Annotated in this window: 12 protein-coding genes and 1 pseudogene; 8 read left to right on the plus strand and 5 right to left on the minus strand. The window is 71.4% G+C overall.

All coding sequences use genetic code 11. The features are described from left to right. Positions 1–18: 18 nt before the first annotated feature. A complete protein-coding gene (locus D473_RS0103830) occupies positions 19–720 on the minus strand; it encodes a pentapeptide repeat-containing protein (protein ID WP_017607769.1) in 702 nt (233 codons plus the stop codon). A gap of 37 nt (positions 721–757) precedes the next feature. Continuing rightward, complete coding sequence (locus D473_RS0103835) at positions 758–2332, minus strand: PucR family transcriptional regulator (RefSeq protein ID WP_026126577.1); 1575 nt, start codon at positions 2330–2332, stop codon at positions 758–760. Positions 2333–2551: 219 nt separating this feature from the next. On the opposite strand from D473_RS0103835, the gene D473_RS0103840 reads away from it, so the two are divergent. From D473_RS0103840 to D473_RS25970, 6 genes are all read left to right on the plus strand, one after another. After that, the gene (locus tag D473_RS0103840; protein WP_017607771.1) at positions 2552–3421 is read left to right on the plus strand and encodes an FAD binding domain-containing protein; all 870 of its coding nucleotides are present in this window, start codon (positions 2552–2554) and stop codon (positions 3419–3421) included. Beyond that, positions 3412–3930 (plus strand): (2Fe-2S)-binding protein, encoded by a 519-nt coding sequence (locus D473_RS0103845; protein ID WP_017607772.1) that lies wholly within the window; start codon positions 3412–3414, stop codon positions 3928–3930. The genes D473_RS0103840 and D473_RS0103845 overlap by 10 nt, the downstream gene beginning before the upstream one ends. Then, the gene (locus tag D473_RS0103850; protein WP_017607773.1) at positions 3927–5288 is read left to right on the plus strand and encodes an 8-oxoguanine deaminase; all 1362 of its coding nucleotides are present in this window, start codon (positions 3927–3929) and stop codon (positions 5286–5288) included. Before D473_RS0103845 ends, D473_RS0103850 begins: the two co-directional genes overlap by 4 nt. Continuing rightward, positions 5288–7717 (plus strand): xanthine dehydrogenase family protein molybdopterin-binding subunit, encoded by a 2430-nt coding sequence (locus D473_RS0103855; RefSeq protein WP_017607774.1) that lies wholly within the window; start codon positions 5288–5290, stop codon positions 7715–7717. Before D473_RS0103850 ends, D473_RS0103855 begins: the two co-directional genes overlap by 1 nt. A gap of 166 nt (positions 7718–7883) precedes the next feature. Next, positions 7884–9323: an NCS2 family permease gene (locus D473_RS0103860; protein ID WP_017607775.1), complete on the plus strand. Its 1440-nt coding sequence runs from the start codon at positions 7884–7886 to the stop codon at positions 9321–9323. Between the two features lie 312 nt (positions 9324–9635). Then, a complete protein-coding gene (locus D473_RS25970) occupies positions 9636–11741 on the plus strand; it encodes a serine/threonine-protein kinase (protein WP_051042944.1) in 2106 nt (701 codons plus the stop codon). 43 nt (positions 11742–11784) lie between these two features. Here the strand turns inward: D473_RS25970 and dctA are convergent, their stop codons facing one another. Both dctA and D473_RS28635 read right to left on the minus strand, forming a co-directional pair. Further along, positions 11785–13125, minus strand: a complete 1341-nt coding sequence (dctA, locus tag D473_RS0103870; RefSeq protein WP_017607776.1) for a C4-dicarboxylate transporter DctA — start codon at positions 13123–13125, stop codon at positions 11785–11787. Between the two features lie 139 nt (positions 13126–13264). Then, positions 13265–14463: pseudogene (locus tag D473_RS28635) on the minus strand (RNA-guided endonuclease InsQ/TnpB family protein). Between the two features lie 559 nt (positions 14464–15022). Here D473_RS28635 and D473_RS0103880 point away from each other — a divergent pair. Continuing rightward, positions 15023–17647, plus strand: a complete 2625-nt coding sequence (locus tag D473_RS0103880) for a molybdopterin-dependent oxidoreductase (protein WP_017607777.1) — start codon at positions 15023–15025, stop codon at positions 17645–17647. Continuing rightward, positions 17647–18606: an FAD binding domain-containing protein gene (locus D473_RS0103885; protein ID WP_083917904.1), complete on the plus strand. Its 960-nt coding sequence runs from the start codon at positions 17647–17649 to the stop codon at positions 18604–18606. Before D473_RS0103880 ends, D473_RS0103885 begins: the two co-directional genes overlap by 1 nt. A gap of 73 nt (positions 18607–18679) precedes the next feature. Here D473_RS0103885 and D473_RS0103890 read toward each other — a convergent pair whose 3' ends face one another. Then, positions 18680–19660, minus strand: a complete 981-nt coding sequence (locus tag D473_RS0103890; protein ID WP_017607779.1) for a D-alanine--D-alanine ligase family protein — start codon at positions 19658–19660, stop codon at positions 18680–18682. Positions 19661–19680: the final 20 nt, after the last annotated feature.

The following is a 19680-nucleotide window of genomic DNA, read 5'->3' on the forward strand; positions in this document are numbered from 1 at the left end:
ATTCGGACGGGAACAGGTTCAAGTGAGCACGGTGATGCCCAGGGCAGCCAGGAGCGTGCCGGCCTGGGCGGGTCCGATGCTCGCCCCGCGCAAGGCCCCGGCCTCCTGCAGGGTGGGCTCGCCCAGATCGGCCCCGCGCAGGTCCGCGCCCCGGAAGTCGGCCGCGACCCAGGTGGCCCCGCGCAGGCGCGCATCGCTCCAGACGGTCTCGCGCAGGTCCGCGCCGGACAGGTCCGCCTCGTCCATACGCAACCCTTCGAGCGTCTGACCGCGCAGGTTCATGCCCTTGCACCGGGCGAGCATGAGGTTGCACTGGGCGAAGGTGTGGCCGACCCCGCGCAAGGAGGTCAGGTCGGCGCCGGTCATGCGGCAGCCGGTGAAGACGGTGTCGGTGAGCAGGGCGCCCTGGAAGCGGGTGTTGGCCAGGTCCATCCCCTCGAAGCGGGTGTCGGTGCAGTCGGTGTGGGAGAAGGCGGCCCCGGAGGCGCTGCCGCCGGTGAGGCGGGCCTGGTCCAGCACGGCGCGTTCGAGGCGGGCCCCGTCCAGGCGGCAGTCGGCGAAAGCGGCCCCGGCCAGGTCCGCGCCGCGCAGGTCGGCCTCGGTGAGGTCGCAGCGGGTGAAGACCCGCGGGGCCGGCGCGGGCGCGGTCAGGGCCCGGCGCAGGTCCGCCCCGGCCAGGTCGGCGTCGGTGTGGTGGGTGGTGTCGGGATCGATACTCATGGGGGTCGAGCTTAGGCAGGGGCCACGACAGTTCGGCTCAATCCCGCAATTTGAGGGCCAGGAAGAGGTCGACGCGGTGTTCGAGGCTGCTCAGGTCTCGTCCGGTGATGTCCTCGATGCGGCCGATGCGGTAGCGCAGGGTGTTGACGTGCACGTGCATGGCGGCGGCGCAGCGCTGCCAGGAGCCGGAGTGGTCGAGGAAGCGCTGGAGGGTGTCCACGAGCTCGGAGCGGTGGTCGCGGTCGTAGTCCAGCAGCGGGCCCAGCAGGCGGTCGCGGTAGGAGGACTGGACCTCTTCGGGCACCGAGGCGAGCAGGAGTTCGTGGGAGTCGATCTCGGCGCCAGCGATGACGCGGGAGCGTCCGCCGCGCAGTTCGGCCAGGCGGCGGGCGTGGCGGGCCTCGACGGCGGCCCCGCGCAGTTCGGCCACGCCGCGGGCGGCCGAGCTGAGCCCCACGGCCAGGCGATGGTCGAGCAGGCCGCCCTCCAGCACGCGTGCGCGGTGGACCAGGTCGGCGCGGATGTGGTCGGCGCGTTCGCGGGCGGGGCCGTCGACGTCGGTGACGGGCACGACGGCGAGCGCGTCCTGGTCGCCGGTGACGACGGATCCGGGCCAGGCGGCGACGAGTTCGGTGAGCACGCGCCGGGCCAGGTCGGGCACGCGGGGGCCGGGGAGCATGGTGGCGCTGACGGCGACGTGTCCGGTGTCGTGGTCCTCGTCGGTGGGGTCCACGCCCTGCATGAGGGCGGTGACCTCGTCGAAGCGCTGGGCGGCCAGCAGGCGGGGCAGGCCTTCCAGGTGGCGGGCGTGGGTGAGGGCGCGTTCGTCGGTGCGGCTGCGGCCCAGCACGGCCATGGAGGTGAGTTCGGCGGCGGCCTCGTGCTCCTCCTCGCCCCATTCGTTGTGGTCCCCGGCGCAGACCAGCAGCCAGGTGGCCAGGGGGTGGGAGTCCTTGCTCTGGACGGGCCAGACGGTGACGACGGTGTGGTCGGGGTCCTCCAGGTGGGTGGCGTGGGGAAAGTCCGACCAGGTCAGGGTGCGGGCGGCGAGGTCGTCGGCCTCGTGGGGGGCGAGGGGTGTGGTGGAGGCGGCCACGGGTCGGCCGGTGGAGGACAGGACCCAGGCGCGCAGGCCCGCCTGGGTGGCGGCCTGGGTGAAGGCGGCGGGGAAGTCGGCGCCGGCGGCCAGGTCGGCCATGTGGCGGCGGTGGCGGTCGCGGGTCTCGGCGATGGTGGTGAAGCGGTGCCGGGTCAGTGAGCGCAGGACCTCTTCGGTGACAGCGCCGAAGGAGGTGTCGGTGGGCACCTCGACCAGGGGGATGTCGTGTTTGCGACAGGCGGCGACCAGGTCGGGGGGGATCTCGCCCAGGGCGGTCCCTGCGCCCACGGCCACGGCGCCGGCCTGCACGATCGAGGCCACGAAGGTCTCGGAGTCCTCGGGGGTGTGGTGCCACATCATTCCGGTGAGGACGAACTCTCCGCCGCGCAGGTAGCGGGCGGGTTCGAGCAGATCGGTGGTGTAGGCCCACCGGAGGGTGCGGTGGGCCTGGTCGGCACCCGTCAGAAAGCGCAGACGCAGCCGTTTGACCGCGATCAGTTCGCTGATCTGCATGGACATTCCTCTGTGGCTCCGGTGGGTCGGTGGCGTGTGTTCGTTCACTTGTAGGAAAAGACCAACTGTAACGCCTGGTTGCAAAGCTCTTCATGTCATCGCGTTCTGGTCGGCCCACCAGCGAAAGTGATGTACTCCACAAACGGGCACCGGTGAGTGGTGCCCAGGACCCGATCGTGCGTCGGCTGTGACGGCGTACTGGCAACGACGAGGACGAGCATGGAATTCCTGAGCCCCTCCACTCTGGAGGAGGCGCTCGAGGCCAAGCACGCCCATCCGGACGGGGTGCCCATCATGGGCGGCACCGATGTGATGGTGGAGCTGAACTTCGACAAACGCCGCCCCCGGACTCTGATCGACCTGTCGCGTGTTCCGGAGCTGTCCGAGCTGGGCCCCGAGCAGGGACGGATCCGCCTGGGCGCGGGGGTGTCCTACACCCGGATCGTGGACGGGCTGGGCACGAGCGCCCCGGCTTTGGCCAAGGCCTCGCGCACGGTTGCCTCCCCGCAGATCCGCAACCGGGGCACGGTGGGCGGGAATCTGGGCGGGGCCTCCCCCGCCGGGGACACCCACCCGGCCCTGCTGGCCACCGACGCGGTGGTGGAGCTGGCCTCGGTGCGGGGCCGGCGCACGGTACCGGCGCGGGAGTTCTACCTGTCGCTGCGCGAGACGGCCTGCCGTGAGGACGAGCTGATCACGGCGGTGCTGCTGCCGGAACCGACAGGGCCCCAGCAGTTCGCCAAGATCGGGACCCGCAACTCGATGGTGATCGCGGTGACCTCCTTCTCCCTGGCTCTGGACCCGCACACGCGCACGGTGGGCACCGGGCTGGGTGCGGCGGCGCCCACACCGGTGCGGGCCGAGGCGGCCGAGGAGTTCCTGGCCGCGGAGTTCGACTGGCGGGACGGGTCGAACCTGTCGGAGGCCACGGTGCGCCGTTTCGGTGACCTGGTGGCCTCGGCGGCCCGCCCCATCGACGACCAGCGGGGCAGCGCGGACTACCGCAAGCACGCGCTCGCGGTGATGGCGCGGCGTGCACTGAGCTGGTCGGTGACCGACTACCGGAAGGGAGCCACGCGATGCGCGTGACGTTCAACGTCAATGGTGAAGACGTGAGTGCCGACAACGTCTGGCCGGGTGAGAGCCTGCTGTACGTGCTGCGTGAGCGGCTGGGGCTGCCGGGCAGCAAGAACGCGTGCGAGCAGGGCGAGTGCGGTTCCTGCACGGTCTACTTCGAGGGACGGACCGCGTGTTCGTGCATGATCGCGGCCGGTCAGGCCGAGGGGCGCCAGGTGCGCACCGTGGAGGGCCTGGCCGAGGGCCGCGGCAAGGGCACCGACGAGCGGCCCCTGGGCGCGGTCCAGGAGGCGTTCGTGGAGGCCGGCGCGGTCCAGTGCGGGTTCTGCACGCCGGGGTTGCTGGTGCAGACCGACGACCTGTTGGAGCGCACGGTCGGTGCCCGTGGACAGGCCCCCGACGACGCGGAGATCCGTGAGGCTCTGGCGGGCAACCTGTGCCGGTGCACCGGTTACGAGAAGATCATCGACGCGGTGCACCTGGCGGCCGAGCGCCGCGCCCGGGCCGGGAGTGGCGCATGAGCGGCGGGGCGGCGGTCGTCGAGGGCGCCCATGTGGTGACGGTTTCCGGTCAGGAGTTCGCCGGCGGCCACGTGGTGGTCGAGGGCGGGCGTGTGGCGGCGGTGGGCGCCGGCCCGGCCCCGTGGGTCCCGGAGGGGGCCGAGCGGGTGGACGGGCGCGGGTGCTTGCTGACGCCGGGCCTGGTCAACACCCACCATCACCTGTACCAGTGGGCGACCCAGGGGTTGTTCGCCGACGGCACCCTCTTCGAGTGGTTGGTGGGTTCGTACCGGATGTGGGCGGGCCTGGACGCGGCGATGACTTCGCAGACCACGTCGGCGGGGTTGGCGCACCTGGCGTTGTCGGGGTGCACGACCGTCTCCGACCACCACTACGTGTATCCGTCGGGGCGCGGTGACCTGGTGGCCGCGCAGGTGGAGGCCGCCCGCGAGGTGGGGGTGCGTCTGGATCTGGCGCGCGGGTCGATGGACCGCGGCCAGAGCCTGGGCGGTCTGCCCCCGGACGAGGTGGTGGAGTCCACCGAGGGGGCGTTGGAGGCCACGGCCGCTGCGATCGACGCCCACCACGATCCCTCCTTCGATTCGATGACCCGTCTGGCGGTGGCCCCGTGTTCGCCGTTCTCGGTCTCGCGGGACCTGATGGTGCGCGGCGCGGAGCTGGCGCGGGACAAGGGCGTGCGGTTGCACACCCACCTGGCCGAGACGATGGACGAGCAGGAGCAGTGCCTGGCCGAGTTCGGGTGCACCCCGGTGGAGTACGCCGAGTCGTTGGGCTGGCTGGGTGAGGACGTGTGGTTCGCGCACGCGGTGCACCTGTCGGACGAGGCGATCAAGACGGTCGCGCGTACGGGCACGGGTGTGGCGCACTGCCCGACCTCCAACGGGCGTCTGGGCGCGGGGATCTGCCGGGTCCCGGAGCTGGTGGAGGCCGGTGCCCCGGTGGGGTTGGGTGTGGACGGTCCGGCCTCGAGCGAGATGAGCACGATGGCCGGTGAGATGCATCAGGCGATGCTGATGGCGCGGGCCCGGTCGGGGCCCACGGCGTTGAGTGCGCGCCAGGCTCTGGGGCTTGCCACCGCTGGTGGGGCCCGGGTGCTGGGGCGCCAGGAGGAACTGGGCACGGTCGAGGTCGGCAAGGTCGCCGACCTGGCGCTGTGGCGCGTGGACGGACTCGGTCACGACGTGATCGACGACCCGGTGGTGGCGCTGGTCTTCGGCAGTACGCCGCCGGTGGAGCGGCTCTGGGTCGGCGGCCGGACGGTCGTGGACCGCGGTGAGCTGCGCACGCTGCCCGCTGAGAAGGCGGCGGCCCGGGGCCGGGCGGCCCACCGGGCCCTGACCAAGGAGGTGAGCCGCTGATGGCGGCGACGACACGTGTGACGGACCTGTCGAGCACGACCCGCGACGGTGTGGGTACGAGCCCGCGGCGGCCGGACGGGACGTTGAAGGTGACCGGTGAGTTCGCCTACTCGTCGGACATGTGGATGGAGGACATGTTGTGGGGGGCGACCCTGCGCAGTCCGCATCCGCATGCGCGGATCCTGGGCATCGACATCACCGAGGCGTTGAAGGTCGCGGGTGTGCAGGCGGTGCTCACGCACGAGGACGTGCCGGGCGAGAAGCGGTACGGGTTGGAGTTCCAGGATCAGCCGGTGCTGGCCTTCGACAAGGTGCGTTACAAGGGTGAGCCGGTGGCCGTGGTGGCGGCCGACCACCCGGAGACGGCCCGCCGTGCGATGGAGCGCATCCGGGTGGACTACGAGGTCCTGGACCCGGTCAGTGACTCGCGTCAGGCGGCGCTGGACCCCGATTGCCCGCTGGTGCACGAGGCCGGCGAGGTACCGCACCACCCCGAGTACAACCCGAGGGGCAACCGGTTGCGGTACCAGCCGATCCGCACGGGGGCCTTCACGGAGGTCGCCGGTTCGGCCGATCGCGAGCAGGAGGTCCTGGAGGGGTTGCGTGCCGAGGCCGCGGCCGTGGTCACCACCGAGTACGAGGTGGGGATGCAGGACCAGGCCTTCCTGGGCCCGGAGTCGGGTATGGCCGTGCCGGCCGAGGACGGCGGCGTGGATCTGTACGTGGCCACGCAGTGGTTGCACGCGGACCAGCGCCAGATCGCCCCGGCCCTGGGTCTGGACCAGGAGCAGGTGCGGTTGACGCTGGCCGGTGTGGGCGGGGCCTTCGGTGCGCGTGAGGACCTGTCGATGCAGATCCACGCGTGCATGCTGGCGCTGCACACGGGCAAGCCGGTCAAGTTCGTCTACAACCGTGAGGAATCCTTCTACGGGCACGTGCACCGGCACCCGGCGAAGATGCGCTACGAACACGGTGCGCGCGCCGACGGGAGCCTGCTGTACGCCACGGCCGAGGTGATCGTGGACGGCGGTGCGTACGCGTCTGCGACCCCGGCGGTGGTGGGCGTGGCCTCCTCGCTGGGCTTGGGCCCCTACGAGATCCCGAACGCGTTGATGGACGCCTACGGGGTGTACACGACCAACCCGCCGTGCGGCGCGATGCGCGGGTTCGGTGCGGTGCAGTCGTGTTTCGCCTACGAGTCGCAGATGGACAAGCTCGCCGCCGAGCTGGGGTTGCACCCGGTGGAGCTGCGGGTACGCAACGCGCTGTCGCAGGGTTCGAAGGTCATCACCGGCCAGGAGATCGACATGCCTCTGCCGATGGTGGAGATGCTCGAGCGGTGCCGGGAGCTGCCGATGCCCCCGGAGCGTTCGGCCCTGGCCGACCCGGCCGATCAGCGCACGCTGCCCGGCGGTGTGGCCGGCACGACCCGCGGCGAGGGCGTGGTGCGCGGTGTGGGTTACGGCGTGGGGCTGAAGAACCTGTGCTATTCGGAGGACTTCGACGACTACTCCACGGCGCGGGTACGCATGGAGGTCGCGGGTGGTGAGCCGGTGGTGCAGGTGCACACCGCGGCCGCCGAGGTCGGCCAGGGGCTGGTGACGGTCAAGGGCCAGATCGCCCGGACGGAGCTGGGTGTGGAGAAGGTGGTCATCACCCCTTCCGACACCCAGGTGGGTTCGGCCGGTTCCTCCTCGGCCTCGCGCCAGTCGTACATGACCGGTGGCGCGGTCAAAGTGGCGTGCACCTCGGTCCGTGAGGAGGTGTTCGCGCTGGCGCGGGCCAAGGGTCTGGTGCCCGAGGGGTCGCAGGACACCGATCTGTCGCTGACGGGCGGCAAGGTGGTCTCGGCCACGGCAGGGGCGTTGGTGTCGTTGGCCGATCTGTTGGGTGAGGCGGCCGAGGGCGGTGCGGTGGTCGAGCACACGCGCGAGTTCCACCACCGGCCCACGGAGATGTTGGACCCGCAGCTGGGCCAGGGCGCCTCGCACACCCAGTTCGGGATGTGTGTGCACCGGGCCGTGGTGGATGTGGACGTGGATCTGGGGCTGGTCAAGGTCGTGGCCCTCGACGCGGTCCAGGACGTGGGCAAGGTCCTGCATCCCCAACAGTTGGCGGGCCAGATCCAGGGCGGTTCGACCCAGGGTCTGGGGTTGGCGCTGATGGAGGAGGTCCAGGTCGAGGGCAGCGAGATCCGCAATCCCTCCTTCACCGACTATCTGATCCCCACGATCCTGGACACCCCGCCGATGCGGATCGACGTGTTGGAACGGCCCGACCCGCACGCGCCCTACGGGCTGCGTGGCGCGGGTGAGCCTCCGACGCTGTCGTCGACGCCGGCGATCGTGGCGGCGGTGCGCGAGGCCACGGGGCGTCCGCTCACGCACGCGCCGGTGCGGCCGGAGGACATCGTCGGTATCGAGGTGTGACAGGCCGGGCGGTGTCGGAAGCGCCCGGCACCGCCCCCGGTTCTGCGTGATGGGTCCCCCGTGGGGGAGTTGCACGCCGTCGCTGCACACATCCCTCATCGTCACGCAGAGTAGTTAACTAAAAACAGTCGGTTATCAAGGCCGGCGGGTCCCCCTAGGAGCGGGCATGAGCAAACAACACGAGGCCGACAGTGGCTCGACGGCGCCACCCCGGCCGCAGCGGTCCTTCATCGACCGGTTCTTCCACATCAGCGAACGCGGGTCGACGGTGGGCACCGAGGTGCGCGGCGGGTTGACCACGTTCATGGCGATGGCCTACATCATCGTCCTGAACCCGGTCATCCTCGGCGGTGTGCCCGACGCCAACGGCGACTACCTCTCCCCCGTCCAGCTGACCACCATGACGGCGTTGGCGGCCGGCCTGGTCACCATCCTGATGGGGGTGGTCGGACGGGCGCCGATCGCGTGCGCGGCCGCCCTGGGGGTGATGGCGGTGGTGGCCTACCAGGCCGCCCCCGCGATGAGCTGGCCCGAGGCGATGGGTCTGGTGGTCTGGCAGGGCGTGGCCATCGTACTGATGGTGGTCACCGGGGTGCGTACCGCGGTGATGAACGCTCTGCCCCACCAGTTGAAGCTGGCCATCGGTGTGGGCATCGGCATGTTCGTGGCCCTGATCGGGATGGACAACGCCGGATTCGTCAGCGCCGGCGAGGGCACCCTGCTGCAGATCGGCCCGCCGGGCGGGGACGGCAACCTGGTGGGTTGGCCCATGCTGGTCTTCGTCGTGGGTCTGGTCCTTGCCGGGATCATGCTGGCCCGCGGGGTCTCGGGCGCGATCTTCTACAGCATCGTCATCGCCACCGTCTTCGCCGTGGTGGTGCACTACGCCGCGGGTCTGGGCGAGGACGCCTGGGGCGGGGGCGTGCCCAGCCTGCCCGAGAGCGCGGTCTCCATGCCCGACTTCGGTCTGCTCTTCCAGGTGGACCTGTTCGGTGCCTGGAGCTCGGCCGGGCCCACCACGGCCGGGGTCATCCTCTTCACCCTGGTGCTGGCCGGCTTCTTCGACGCGGTGGGCACGATCCTGGCCATCGGCAGCAAGGCCGACCTGACCGGCCCCGACGGGAACATGCCCCGCACCAACCAGATCCTGGCCACCGACGGCACCGGCGCGATCGTGGGCGGGCTGAGCAGTTCCTCGGCGACGCTGGTGTTCGTGGAGTCCACCGCCGGTGTCAGCGAGGGTGCGCGCTCGGGTCTGTCCAGTGTGGTGACCGGGCTGCTGTTCCTGGCGGCGCTGCTGTTCTCCCCGGTGTTCACCATGGTCCCGGCCCAGGCCGCCTCGGTGGCGATGGTGATGGTGGGGGCGCTGATGATGACCCAGGTGAGCCAGATCGACTGGTCGGACCCGGCGATCTCGGTCTCGGGCTTCCTGACGATCGCCATGATGCCCTTCGCCTTCGACATCGCCAGCGGCATCGGGCTCGGGATCATCGCCTACACACTCCTGCGTACGGCCCAGGGGCGCATCACGGATGTGGGTTGGCTCATGTGGATCCTCACTCTCGTGTTCACCTTCCATTTCTCCATGCACGCATTGGGATTGTGATCGGCGGCTGACCGGAAACGGCCACGGGTCGGTGGTGGCCGAAGCAGAAACGACTATCACCGACCCTTCGCACGAACACCGTGAAAAGGACTGTTGTCCATATCGGCTGACAATCCGTCCTGCTCGTGCAACAACAAGCGAACGAAGAGCGTGAAAAACGTCCTCAGCCGTGCGCGGACGGCACCCATGCTGGTCTCATCGGAGCAGGCCGATCCCTCTCGCATGGTCACCGGTTCGATACACACGATCCGGGAAGCCCCCACTCGCACTGGGTAGGTCTTTGATCAAACCCCCAAGCGGTGAAGGACGAACATGCGGCCGAAGATCAGCGAGATCGGCGGATTCCGGCTGGTCCGGGAGATCGGACGCGGAGGGTTCGGTTCGGTCCATCTGGGTGAACGCGAGGACGGCCGGCGCGCCGCGGTCAAACTGCTGCACACGACCCCCGCCACCGATCCCCATTTCTTCACGCTCTTCGCCCGTGAGGTGGAGGCCGCCCGCAAGGTCAGCCCTTTCTGTATCGCACAGGTCCTGGACGCCGATCCCCGGGCCGAACAGCCCTGGATCGCGGTGGAGTACATCGAAGGGCCGACCCTGTCCGAGGAGATCCGGGAGAAGGGCCCGCGCACGGGCGCCTCGCTGCAGCGCCTGGCGGTGGCGACCGCGACCGCGCTGGCGGCCGTGCACGCCGCCGGGATCGTGCACCGCGACCTCAAACCCAGCAACATCATGATCGGCCCGGACGGTCCGCGGGTGATCGACTTCGGAATCGCACGCGCCTTCGAGGAAGCCACCGCCTTCACCGCGAGCGGGATCCTGGGCACCCCGCACTACATGGCCCCCGAGCAGCTGGAGTCCGACACCAAGCTCACCCCCGCCCTGGACGTCTACTCCTGGGGCGCGGTCATGGTCTTCGCCGCGGCGGGCCGGCCGGTGTTCGATGCCACGCGCCAGAGCGCGCTCCTCAAGCAGATCCTGTGCGACACCCCCGACTGCTCGGTGTTGGAGGGACCGCTGCGCACGGTGGTGGCCCGGTGCCTGCGCAAGGAGCCCGAGCGCAGGCCCAGCGCCCGTGAGCTCATCGACCTGCTCACCGTCGACCCGCCCGAGCCCGAGAACTCAGGCGGGACCGGGGACGAAGGGGCTGCGGCGGCGACCGAGCCGCTGCCCTCGGTGCCCCGGCCACGCCCGGCCACGGGCCGCCACACGCCCGCCGATGAACCCTCGCCCGCGCAGGAGCGGCGGCCGCCTCACCCCACCGGGGCGCTGCTGTTCGCCGGCCGTTACCACGGCACGCCCGGAGATCTGTCCGAGACGATGCAGCGGTGCTGGGTCGATGCGCGCCAGTTGTTCACCGACCACGGTGAGCGCCTGGCCCTGGCCTCCTGGCTCGAGGAGGAGCACCCCTCGGCACCGGTGGACACCGGGTTGCTGGGCCGTCCTCCCCTGGACGCGGATCTGGCGGTGGCGCGGTTCGTGGCGCAGCTGCGTCCGGACCTGCCTCCGGTCTTTCGCGGATGGGAGATGGACCTGGCGTCGATGGGGGCGCGGGCGCACAGCGGCTCGGCGCCGGTGGCGGCGCGGGCCGACGTGGAGGTCATGCGGGTCATGGCCGACCACCACTGTGTGGAGGCCGAGCACACCTGTTCGGGGCGGCCGTGCACCGGTTACCGCACGCTGGTGGGTGATCTGTGGGAATCGCTGACGGCCGCAGGGCAGCCCGCGGCCGACCACAACCTGTGGCTGAGCGCCTTCGACGAGTTGGTCGACGATCCCCAGCGGGTGGATCTGACCGGTGCGGGTGCCACCGAGTGGGTGCTGACGGTGCTGCTGGCGCCCGACCGCGGGTACCGGCGGGTGGAGCGGGCCCTGGAGCGGGTACCGCGTTCCTGGCGCCATCTGGTGCCCCACAGGCACGCCGACGCCTCACGCACGGCCGGGGCCGGGATGGGGTTCGTGACGGTGGCGGTGTGCGGAGCGCTGGAGCGGTTGGCCTCCTCGGAGGAGCAGCTGCGTGAGCGCCTGCGGGAGTGGCAGGCCCATCACCGGCAGTTCGGTGCGCACGTGGCCGCGGGTACGGCTGCAGCCGTGGCCTCGGCGGGTCTGTGTCTGGCGCTGTTGCCTTCGGCGGGGACGATGGCGCGGGCGGTGCTCTACACCCTGGCGTGCCTGGTACCGCTGTGGATCTGCTTGGCGTACTGGGGGCTGCGGCGGGGCCGGGTGGGGCTGCGGCGGCCGCCGTGGATGGAGGGGGCGCGTTGGCGTCCGGGCTTCTCGCGGGCCTTCCGCGCCCAGGGCGAGCGTTTCCACCGGGAGTTGTCGGAGCTGGTGCACACACGCGGCCGTCCCGACACCCATCCGTTCGTCACCCACGCCTCGGACGTGGGTCCGTTGACGCCCCGCCCGCACCCGGCTTGAGGCTCCGGGCGCGGGCTCTTGCAGCGGACGCGGGCCGGTCGGGTCAGTCGCGCGCGTGGGGCGGAGCATCGGTCCGGGCAACCCGAGCCGCTCGGTCCTCGGTCTCGGGTTCGGTGCCCTGCTGCGGCCGGCCCCCGGACCGCTCCTCGTCTTCGGCGGTCTCCTGCGGGGTCTCCTCGCGGTCCAGGACGGCGCGCATCCGGGCCATGTCGAGCTGGCCCTCCCAGCGGGCGATGACGAACGTGGCCACGCAATTGCCGAGCAGGTTGATGGAGACGCGCATGCTGTCCATGAGCCGGTCGGCGCCCAGCAACAGGGCCACCCCCGCGGCGGGGAAGGCACCGATCGCGGTGGCGGTGGCGGACAGGGCGAGGAAGGCCGATCCCGGGACGCCGGCCATTCCCTTGGAGGTCAGCAGCAGGACGAGCATCATCATGAGCTGGTCGGCCAGGGTGAGGTCCGCGCCGAAGGCCTGCGCGAGGAAGAGAGCGGCGATGGGCAGATAGATCGCGGCTCCGTCGAGGTTGAAGGAGTAGCCGGTCGGGACGACGAGTCCCGTGGTGGCCCGCGAGCAGCCCGCGTTGCTGAGCTTCTGCATGATCCGGGGCATGACCGCCTCGGAGGAGGCCGCGCCGAGGGCCAGGACGAACTCCTCTTTGGTGTAACGCAGGAACTTGAACAGGTTGACCCCGGCCAGGGCCCGTGCGATCACGACCAGGACGAAGAAGAAGATGAGTGCCGCGGTGTAACAGGCGACGATGAGCATGCCGAAGCTGCTCAGCGAGGAGAGGCCGTAGGCGCCGATCACGAAGGCCATGGCCCCCAGGGCTCCCAGCGGCGCCACGCGCATGATCCAACCGATGCAGGTGAAGATGACGTCGGTGAAGCGGTCGATGAGGTCGAGCACCGGCTTGCCGCGTTCACCCATCTTGCTCAGGGCCAGGGCGGTGAAGACGGCGAAGAAGAGCACCTGGAGCAGCTCGTTCTCGGCGAAGGCTCCCACGACGCTCTCGGGGATCACGTCGAGGAAGAAGTCGGCGATGCCGGGGATCTCCTCTCCCCCGGTCACTTCCTCCATGGCAGCGGTGTCCACGTCGGCGGAGTCGACGTCGAAGCCGTCGCCGGGGCGCAGCAGGTTGGCCACCACCATCCCGTAGAAGAGGGCGAAGGCGGTGACGGCCTGGAAGTAGACCAGGGCCTTGACGCCGATCCTGCCGACCGATCCCAGGTCGCCGACCTTGGCGATCCCGGTGACGATCACGCAGAAGATCAGGGGTGCGATCAGCATCTTGATCAGGCGGATGAAACCGTCCCCCAGGGGCTTCAGGCTCTCGCCGAGCGAGGGCCAGAGGTGGCCGATCGTGATGCCGATCGCCACTGCCACGAGGACCTGGAAGAGGAGGGAGTGTTGACGTCCTCCCTGTCGTGAACGACGGGGATTGCCACCCGCCCTTGAGGGGCGAGTGGCGCTACGCGCCTCACGACGCGCGCTGGTTCCTGTTTCACCGGGTCCTGCCGGCCGCTCAGGCGGCTGGTCTTACGGTCCCTCCGCAGGCGTTTTGCCTGTCGGCCCGTCCGGCCGCCAGGACGATGCGGGCCGCGTTCACGTCCCGATCGTGGAGGGTGTGGCACACCGGGCAGGCCCAGGTGCGCACGTGCAAGGGTTTGGGCCCGTCCACGACCCAACACTTCGAGCAGGTCTGTGAGGAGGCCAGGAACCGGTCCACCTTGGTGAAGGTGCGCCCGCAGCGGGCCGCCTTGTACTGGAGCATGTTCACGAACTGCGACCAGCCCGCGTCGTGCACACTCTTGGCCAGCCTCGTGCGGCCCAGGGCCTTCACCGCCAGGTCCTCCACACTCACGGCTTGGTTCTCGCGCGTGATGCGTGTGGAGAGCTGGTGGTGGAAGTCCTTGCGGGCATCGGCCACCCGCACATGGGCGCGGGCCAGGCTCCGGCGGGCCTTCTCCTTGTTGGCCGAGCCCTTGGTTTTGCGGGACAGGGCGCGCTGGGCCTTCTTCAGTTTCTTCTCGGCCCGGCGCAGGAACCGGGGTTGGTGACCTTCTCCCCGGTGGAGAGCACCGCGAAGTGCCTCAACCCGAGGTCGATACCGACCTCGGGCGTGGTCTCCGGCCACGGCTCGTCCTCGGTTTCGACCACGAAGGAGGCGAAGTACCGGTCGGCGGCGTCCTTGAGGACGGTCACCGACGACGGGGCCGAGGGAAGGTTGCGCGACCACGCCACCTTCACCTCCCCGAGGCCGGGCAGGGACAGTTTTCCCTGGTCGGTGATCTTCCAGCCGGCGTTGTTGGTGAACCGGGCCGACTGGGAGCGGTCGCGGCGCGACTTGAACCGGGGCACACCGACCTTGGGCCCCTTGCGTTGACCGGTCTTGGAATCCCCGTGCGCTTTCCAGGCCCGGTCCACATCCCGCAGCACCTGCTGGAGCGGGACCGCCGACACCTCGCCCAGCCAGGCCCGCTCGGGGGTCTTCTTCGCCCCGGTCAGCAGCACCTTGGACAACTCGGCACTCTTGGGCACCCGCACATAAGGACCCTCGGCGATCCGGTGCTTGGCAGAACCGAGCAGCTTGTTGGAAGCCTTCACCGGCCTGGTCCGTTCCAGCGCGTCGTTGTAAACCACCCGCACACACCCGAACAAACGGGCCAGCGCCGTGCACTGGGGCCCGTCCGGGTAGAGGCGATACTGGAACCGAAGCTGCATACGAACAACCGTACGACCAGGGTCGGCGCGGGCGCAGGAAAACCAGAAAAAAGCCCGGACCGGACGGTGGCAGACCGTCCCGGCCTGCTCCACCTGCACGGGCCAGCGTCAGCTCCTGGCCCCGGCCGGGCAGGGCGTGGGGTTCGAAACCGCGCAGACCACGGGAGAAAGTCCCACCGGACCGGTGTGCTGCGCTCCTCCGCGCCAGGACCAGAAACGCCCCTCCTGGCACGAAAAGGCGTGGTAGCCAGGCCCGATTCACCTCCGGCCTGAAGACCGGAGCACTCACGGACAAGAGGGGTAGAAGCGGGGGCGGCGATCGGGGGGTTTGTTGCCGGAGCGGACGGCCATGGTGTCTCCCGCACGTCAGGGGGTTTGTGGAATTTTGTTTCCTTATAGCGGAAACCAGCCCTGGAAGATTAATGCACCACGTCACACAGGGCAATGGGTTCGAGGCGATCCGTATCGCCCCGAGGTGTCAGGCGAGGCGTTGACAGGGGCGAGGAGCCGCCTCTATGTTGACGGCCTCCACATCACCCCCTTGATCCGAGGACCCCTCATGGACGCCGACGTCAACGGGCGGCGCGGCCCGGTGCCCGACTCCGGGACGGCCGCCGAGCACCTGCGTGAACAGCTGGGCCTGACCGGAACGAAGGTGGCTTGCGGCTCGGGGGCGTGCGGGGCCTGCACGGTCCTGGTCGAGGGCTCCCCCACCGTCTCCTGCCTGCTGCCGGCCGACCGGTTGGCCGGGCGTACGGTCACCACCGTGGAGGGCCTGAACGGCGAACATGCGGTGCAGCGGGCGTTCGTGGCCCACGACGCGATGCAGTGCGGTTACTGCACCCCCGGGTTCGTGGTCGCGGCCGCCGCCTTCACCGACCGGTGGCGCAGCGAGCACGGCGACGTGGCCCCCGACCGGGCCGCGGTCGCCGATGCGCTCAGCGGCCACCTGTGCCGCTGCGGCGCCTACGAGGGGATCATGGCCGCGGTGCGCGCCGCCTGTGCCGGGGAGCACGACACCGATCCCGAAGGGGCACCACCGCGCTCGGACGCGCCCGAGAAGGTCACCGGCCGGGCCCTGTTCACCACCGATCTGGGGGGATCCCAGGCCTGGGAAGGGGTGATCGTGCGTTCGACCCGGCCCCACGCCCGGGTCCTCAAGGTCTCGGCCGGGCATACCCGCACCGAGCCCGGCGGCGGGGACCGGGCCCCGGTGATGGTGCCGCTTCCGGTCCCCGACGGTGTGGTGCGCCATGTCGGCCAGCCCGTGGCGGCGGTGGCCGCACCCACCGCCGAGCTGGCCCGCCGCGCCGCCGATCAGGTGCAGGTGGACTACGCTCCCCTGCCGCCGGTGATCGGGACCGAGCAGGCCCGGAGGCCCGGGGCGCCGGTACTCTACCCCACCGCGAAGGAGCGCGGACGGGTTCCGTCCTACGGCGAGGCACCCACCCCGCCGGCGCCCTGGCGGGGCAACGTGCGCGGCCCCGGGGTGGTGAGCCGGCGCGGCGCCACGGCCGTGGACCGGCTGCGCCGGGCCCGCCGCAGGGACGATCCGCTGCTGGTGGCCCAGGAGTACACGACCGCCACCCAGGCGCACACCGCGTTGGAGCCGCATTCGACGCTGGCCCGGTGGGAGGAGGACGGCTCGCTCACCCTGGAGGTCTCCACCCAGACGGTGCGCAAGGTCGTGGCCAAGGCCGCGGCGCACTGGGGCCTGGAGCCCGAGCAGGTGCGGGTACGGGCCGGCTACGTGGGCGGGGCCTTCGGCGCCAAGAACGGGATGACCACCGACGTGGTGGCCGCCGGTGAGTTGGCCCGGGTGGCCGGTGCGCCGGTGCGGGTGCGGTTGAGCCGTTCCGAGGAGCTGGTCGACGGCGGCCACCGTCCCGGCACCAGCACCAAGGTGGCTCTGTTGGCCGACCGCCGGGGCCGGTTGCGGGCGATGGCGGTGGATTCCGAGGGTGATGGCGGGATGTCGGTGGGCTCGACCACCGCGGCCCTGGGTGCGTTGATGTACGGGGCGGCGCCGCGCAGATTGCGCGACTTCGACGTGGTCACCAACCGTCCCCCGGGTGCGCCGATGCGCGCGCCGGGCGGCCCTCCGTTGGCCTGGGCGCTGGAGCAGGCGGTCGACACCATGGCCGCACGTCTGGGTGAGGACCCCCTGACGTTGCGGCGGCGCTGGGACGGCAACCCCAAGCGCCAGGCCTTGTACCGGACGGTGGCGGACCTGCCGTTGTGGCGCGGCCGTCCCCGCGGGCCGCGCCCCGGCCGGTTCCGGCGCGGGGTGGGGTTGGCCGCGGCCACGTGGGTGTACATGCTCGCTCCGCAGGCGCGGGTGGAGCTGCGGGTGGTCGACGGGGCCGTCGTGGCTCGCTCGGCGACCCAGGACGTGGGGACCGGGATCCGCGGGGTGGTCTCCGACGTGGTCACTCGGCGGCTCGGTGCCCCGGACGGGTGGGTGCACGTGGAGATCGGCGACAGCGGTGCGGTGCACGGCACGGGCGCCTTCGGCAGCCGTACCACCCCGTCGATGGGCCCGGCCGCGGCCGAGGCCGCCGACCGGTTGCGCGGGGTCCTGCGCGAGCGGGTGCCCGAGATGCCCGCGGCGGGGCCGGTGGAGGAGCACACCCTCAAGGAGGCGCTGACCGCCGCCGAGGGGCTGAGCGTGGTCGGGGAACGGAAGCTGGACCGGTGGGGCCAGCTCACCCCCAGCATGGCCAACGACCTCGCGGTGGGCCGCGGGCTCAGCGGCGCTGTGCACGTGATGGAGGTCGAGGTCGACACGTTGCTGGGGCGGGTGCGCCCGACCCGTTGCTGGGCCGGTCTGGGTGTGGGCCGCGTCTATTCCGAACGGATGGCCCGCAACCAGGTCGAGGGGGCCGTCGTCCAGGGCGTGGGGTATGCGTTGTTCGAGGAGCTCCGCCACGACCCGGCCACTGGGACCGTGCTCAGCGACGACCTGGAGGACTACCGGCTGCCCGGGCCGGGGGACGTGCCCGAGACCGAGGTGCACTTCCACCAGGAGGGGTTCGAGCACGTCCCGGGTGCGGGTGTGGGCCTGGGCGAGGTGTGCGCGGTCGGGGTGGCTGCGGCCGTGGGCAACGCCGTGCACGATGCGACGGGGCGGCGGCCGCACGCCCTGCCTGTGCGTCCCGACCGGCTGCTGGAGGGAGTGCGTTGATTCTTCGCCCCTCTGATGTGGAAGAGGCCGTCTCGCTCCTGGGCGAGGGCGCGCGGGCGCGCGCCGGGAACACCGGTGCCGCATCCGCCCTGGCCGCAGGCGCCGACGTGGTGGACCTGACCGGTGTGGCCGGGCTACGGGGTGTGCGTCCCGGGCCCGAGGGCTCGGTACAGGTGGGCGCGGCCACGACGGTGGCCGAGCTGGCTCAGGCCCCGGGTCTGGCCCGCAGCCACCCGGCGCTGGTGCGTACGGCCGCGGCGCTGGCCACCCCCGAGGTGCGGGAGAGTGCGACGGTGGGCGGGAACCTGCTGCAGCGCAACCGGTGTGCGTACCTGCGTGATCCTGCCTTTTCGTGTCTGCAGGACGGTGGCCGGGGGTGCCCGGCCCGTTCCGGCGATCACCCTCGCGGGGTGGTGGTCGATTCCGGCGGTTGTGTGGAGCCCCACCCGTCGTCGCTGGCGGTGGCGCTGTTGGCGCAGGAGGCCACCGTCGAGGTCGCTTCCCCCGGGGGACGGCGCAGTGTGGACGCCGGCGAGCTGTACGCCTCCGGTGAGGGGGCGGGCGACCACGTGTTGGGGCCGGACGAGGTGGTGGTGTCGGTGCACCTGCCGGGGCCGGCCGCCGGTGAGCGGGTCGGGCACCTGCGGGCGGCGGCTCGCTCGCGCGCGGAGTGGCCTCTGGTGGAGGCGGTGGTCCGTCTCGGGGTGTCCGGCGGGGTGGTCGGGCACGCCCGGGTGGCGGTGGGTGCGGTGGCCCGCGTGCCGCTGCGGTTGCCGCAGGTGGAGCAGGCCCTGGTGGGGGCCCGCCCCGGACAGGCCCTCGACGAGCGAGCCGAGCGGGCCTTGGAGGGGGTGCGCAGTTGGTGTGCCCCGTTGCCGCAGACCGGCTACAAGGTGGCCTTGCTCGGCGCGACGGTCCGTGGTGCCCTCGAGGAGGCCCTGGCAGACCCGGGCCGGTGATACGGGCACGGATCCGGCCGCAGCCGGTCGGGTGGGCCGCCGTGGCGTGGCGGCCCACCCGGCCTGTTGGTTCTCAGGAGCGCGCGAGGGCCTGCTGGGCCAGTTCGCGGCACAGCAGGGCGAAGTCCGTCCCGGCGGCCGCGGCGGCCATCGGGAAGGTGGAGGTGTCGGTCAGCCCGGGGGCGACGTTGGTCTCCAGGAAGACGGCCTCGCCGTCGGGGCGCACGATCAGGTCGGTGCGGGAGAAGTCCCGCAGCCCCAGGGTGCGGTGAGCGGTGAGGGCGACCTCGGCGGCTGCCTCCAGGGTGGCCCCGTCCAGGCGGGCGGGGCAGAAGAACTCGGTGCGCCCGGCGGTGTAGCGGGCGGCGTAGTCGTAGACGCCGCCGTCGGGCACGATCTCCACGGCCGGGAGGGCCTCGGGGCCCTGGCCGGTGTCGAGTACACCCACGGCCAGTTCGGTGCCCTGGACCTGTTCCTCGATGAGGGCGGAGTCGCTGTAGGCGAAGCAGGAGACCAGGGCGGCCGACAGGTCCTGGGCGGAGGCGACGGGTGCGGCTCCGAACGCCGAACCGCCCCGGTCGGGTTTGACGAACAGGGGCAGGCCGAGCCGCTCGGCCAGGCGCTCCAGCAGTGCGGGGGCGCCCAGATCGTGGAAGAGGGACTTGGGCAGGGTGGCGCCGCGCGGCACGCTCACGCCCTGTTCGGTGAGCAGGGTCTTGGCGGTGGGTTTGGAGTAGGCCAGGCGGCAGGCCTGCGGCCGGGCACCCACGTAGGGCGCTCCGGCCAGTTCCAGGACCTCGCGGATGGCGCCGTCCTCGCCGGCCGAGCCGTGCAGGACGGGGAAGACGACCTGGGGCGGGTCCTGGGCCAACCGGTCCAGGAGTCCGGAGCCGACGTCGGTGACCTGGACCTCCACGTCCAGGCGGCGCAGGGCCTCGGCGACGCTGCGGCCCGACTGCAGGCTCACCTCGTGTTCGGGGGACAGTCCTCCGGCGAGGACGAGAACCCGGTCCAGGTCGGCCACGGCGGGGACCTCTTTCTGTGCTTCTGTCATAGTGCTCTGTGCCCTCAGGG

Origin of the sequence: Nocardiopsis xinjiangensis YIM 90004 (assembly GCF_000341145.1) — a bacterium.
Classification (GTDB): domain Bacteria; phylum Actinomycetota; class Actinomycetes; order Streptosporangiales; family Streptosporangiaceae; genus Nocardiopsis; species Nocardiopsis xinjiangensis.

Bases quoted from the DNA above. Each gene is read 5' to 3' on its own strand.
- D473_RS0103830 (WP_017607769.1), bottom strand. From the start codon at position 720: ATGAGTATCGATCCCGACACCACCCACCACACCGACGCCGACCTGGCC.
- D473_RS0103835 (WP_026126577.1), bottom strand. From the start codon at position 2,332: ATGCAGATCAGCGAACTGATCGCGGTCAAACGGCTGCGTCTGCGCTTT.
- D473_RS0103840 (WP_017607771.1), top strand. From the start codon at position 2,552: ATGGAATTCCTGAGCCCCTCCACTCTGGAGGAGGCGCTCGAGGCCAAG.
- D473_RS0103845 (WP_017607772.1), top strand. From the start codon at position 3,412: ATGCGCGTGACGTTCAACGTCAATGGTGAAGACGTGAGTGCCGACAAC.
- D473_RS0103850 (WP_017607773.1), top strand. From the start codon at position 3,927: ATGAGCGGCGGGGCGGCGGTCGTCGAGGGCGCCCATGTGGTGACGGTT.
- D473_RS0103855 (WP_017607774.1), top strand. From the start codon at position 5,288: ATGGCGGCGACGACACGTGTGACGGACCTGTCGAGCACGACCCGCGAC.
- D473_RS0103860 (WP_017607775.1), top strand. From the start codon at position 7,884: ATGAGCAAACAACACGAGGCCGACAGTGGCTCGACGGCGCCACCCCGG.
- D473_RS25970 (WP_051042944.1), top strand. From the start codon at position 9,636: ATGCGGCCGAAGATCAGCGAGATCGGCGGATTCCGGCTGGTCCGGGAG.
- D473_RS0103880 (WP_017607777.1), top strand. From the start codon at position 15,023: ATGGACGCCGACGTCAACGGGCGGCGCGGCCCGGTGCCCGACTCCGGG.
- D473_RS0103890 (WP_017607779.1), bottom strand. From the start codon at position 19,660: ATGACAGAAGCACAGAAAGAGGTCCCCGCCGTGGCCGACCTGGACCGG.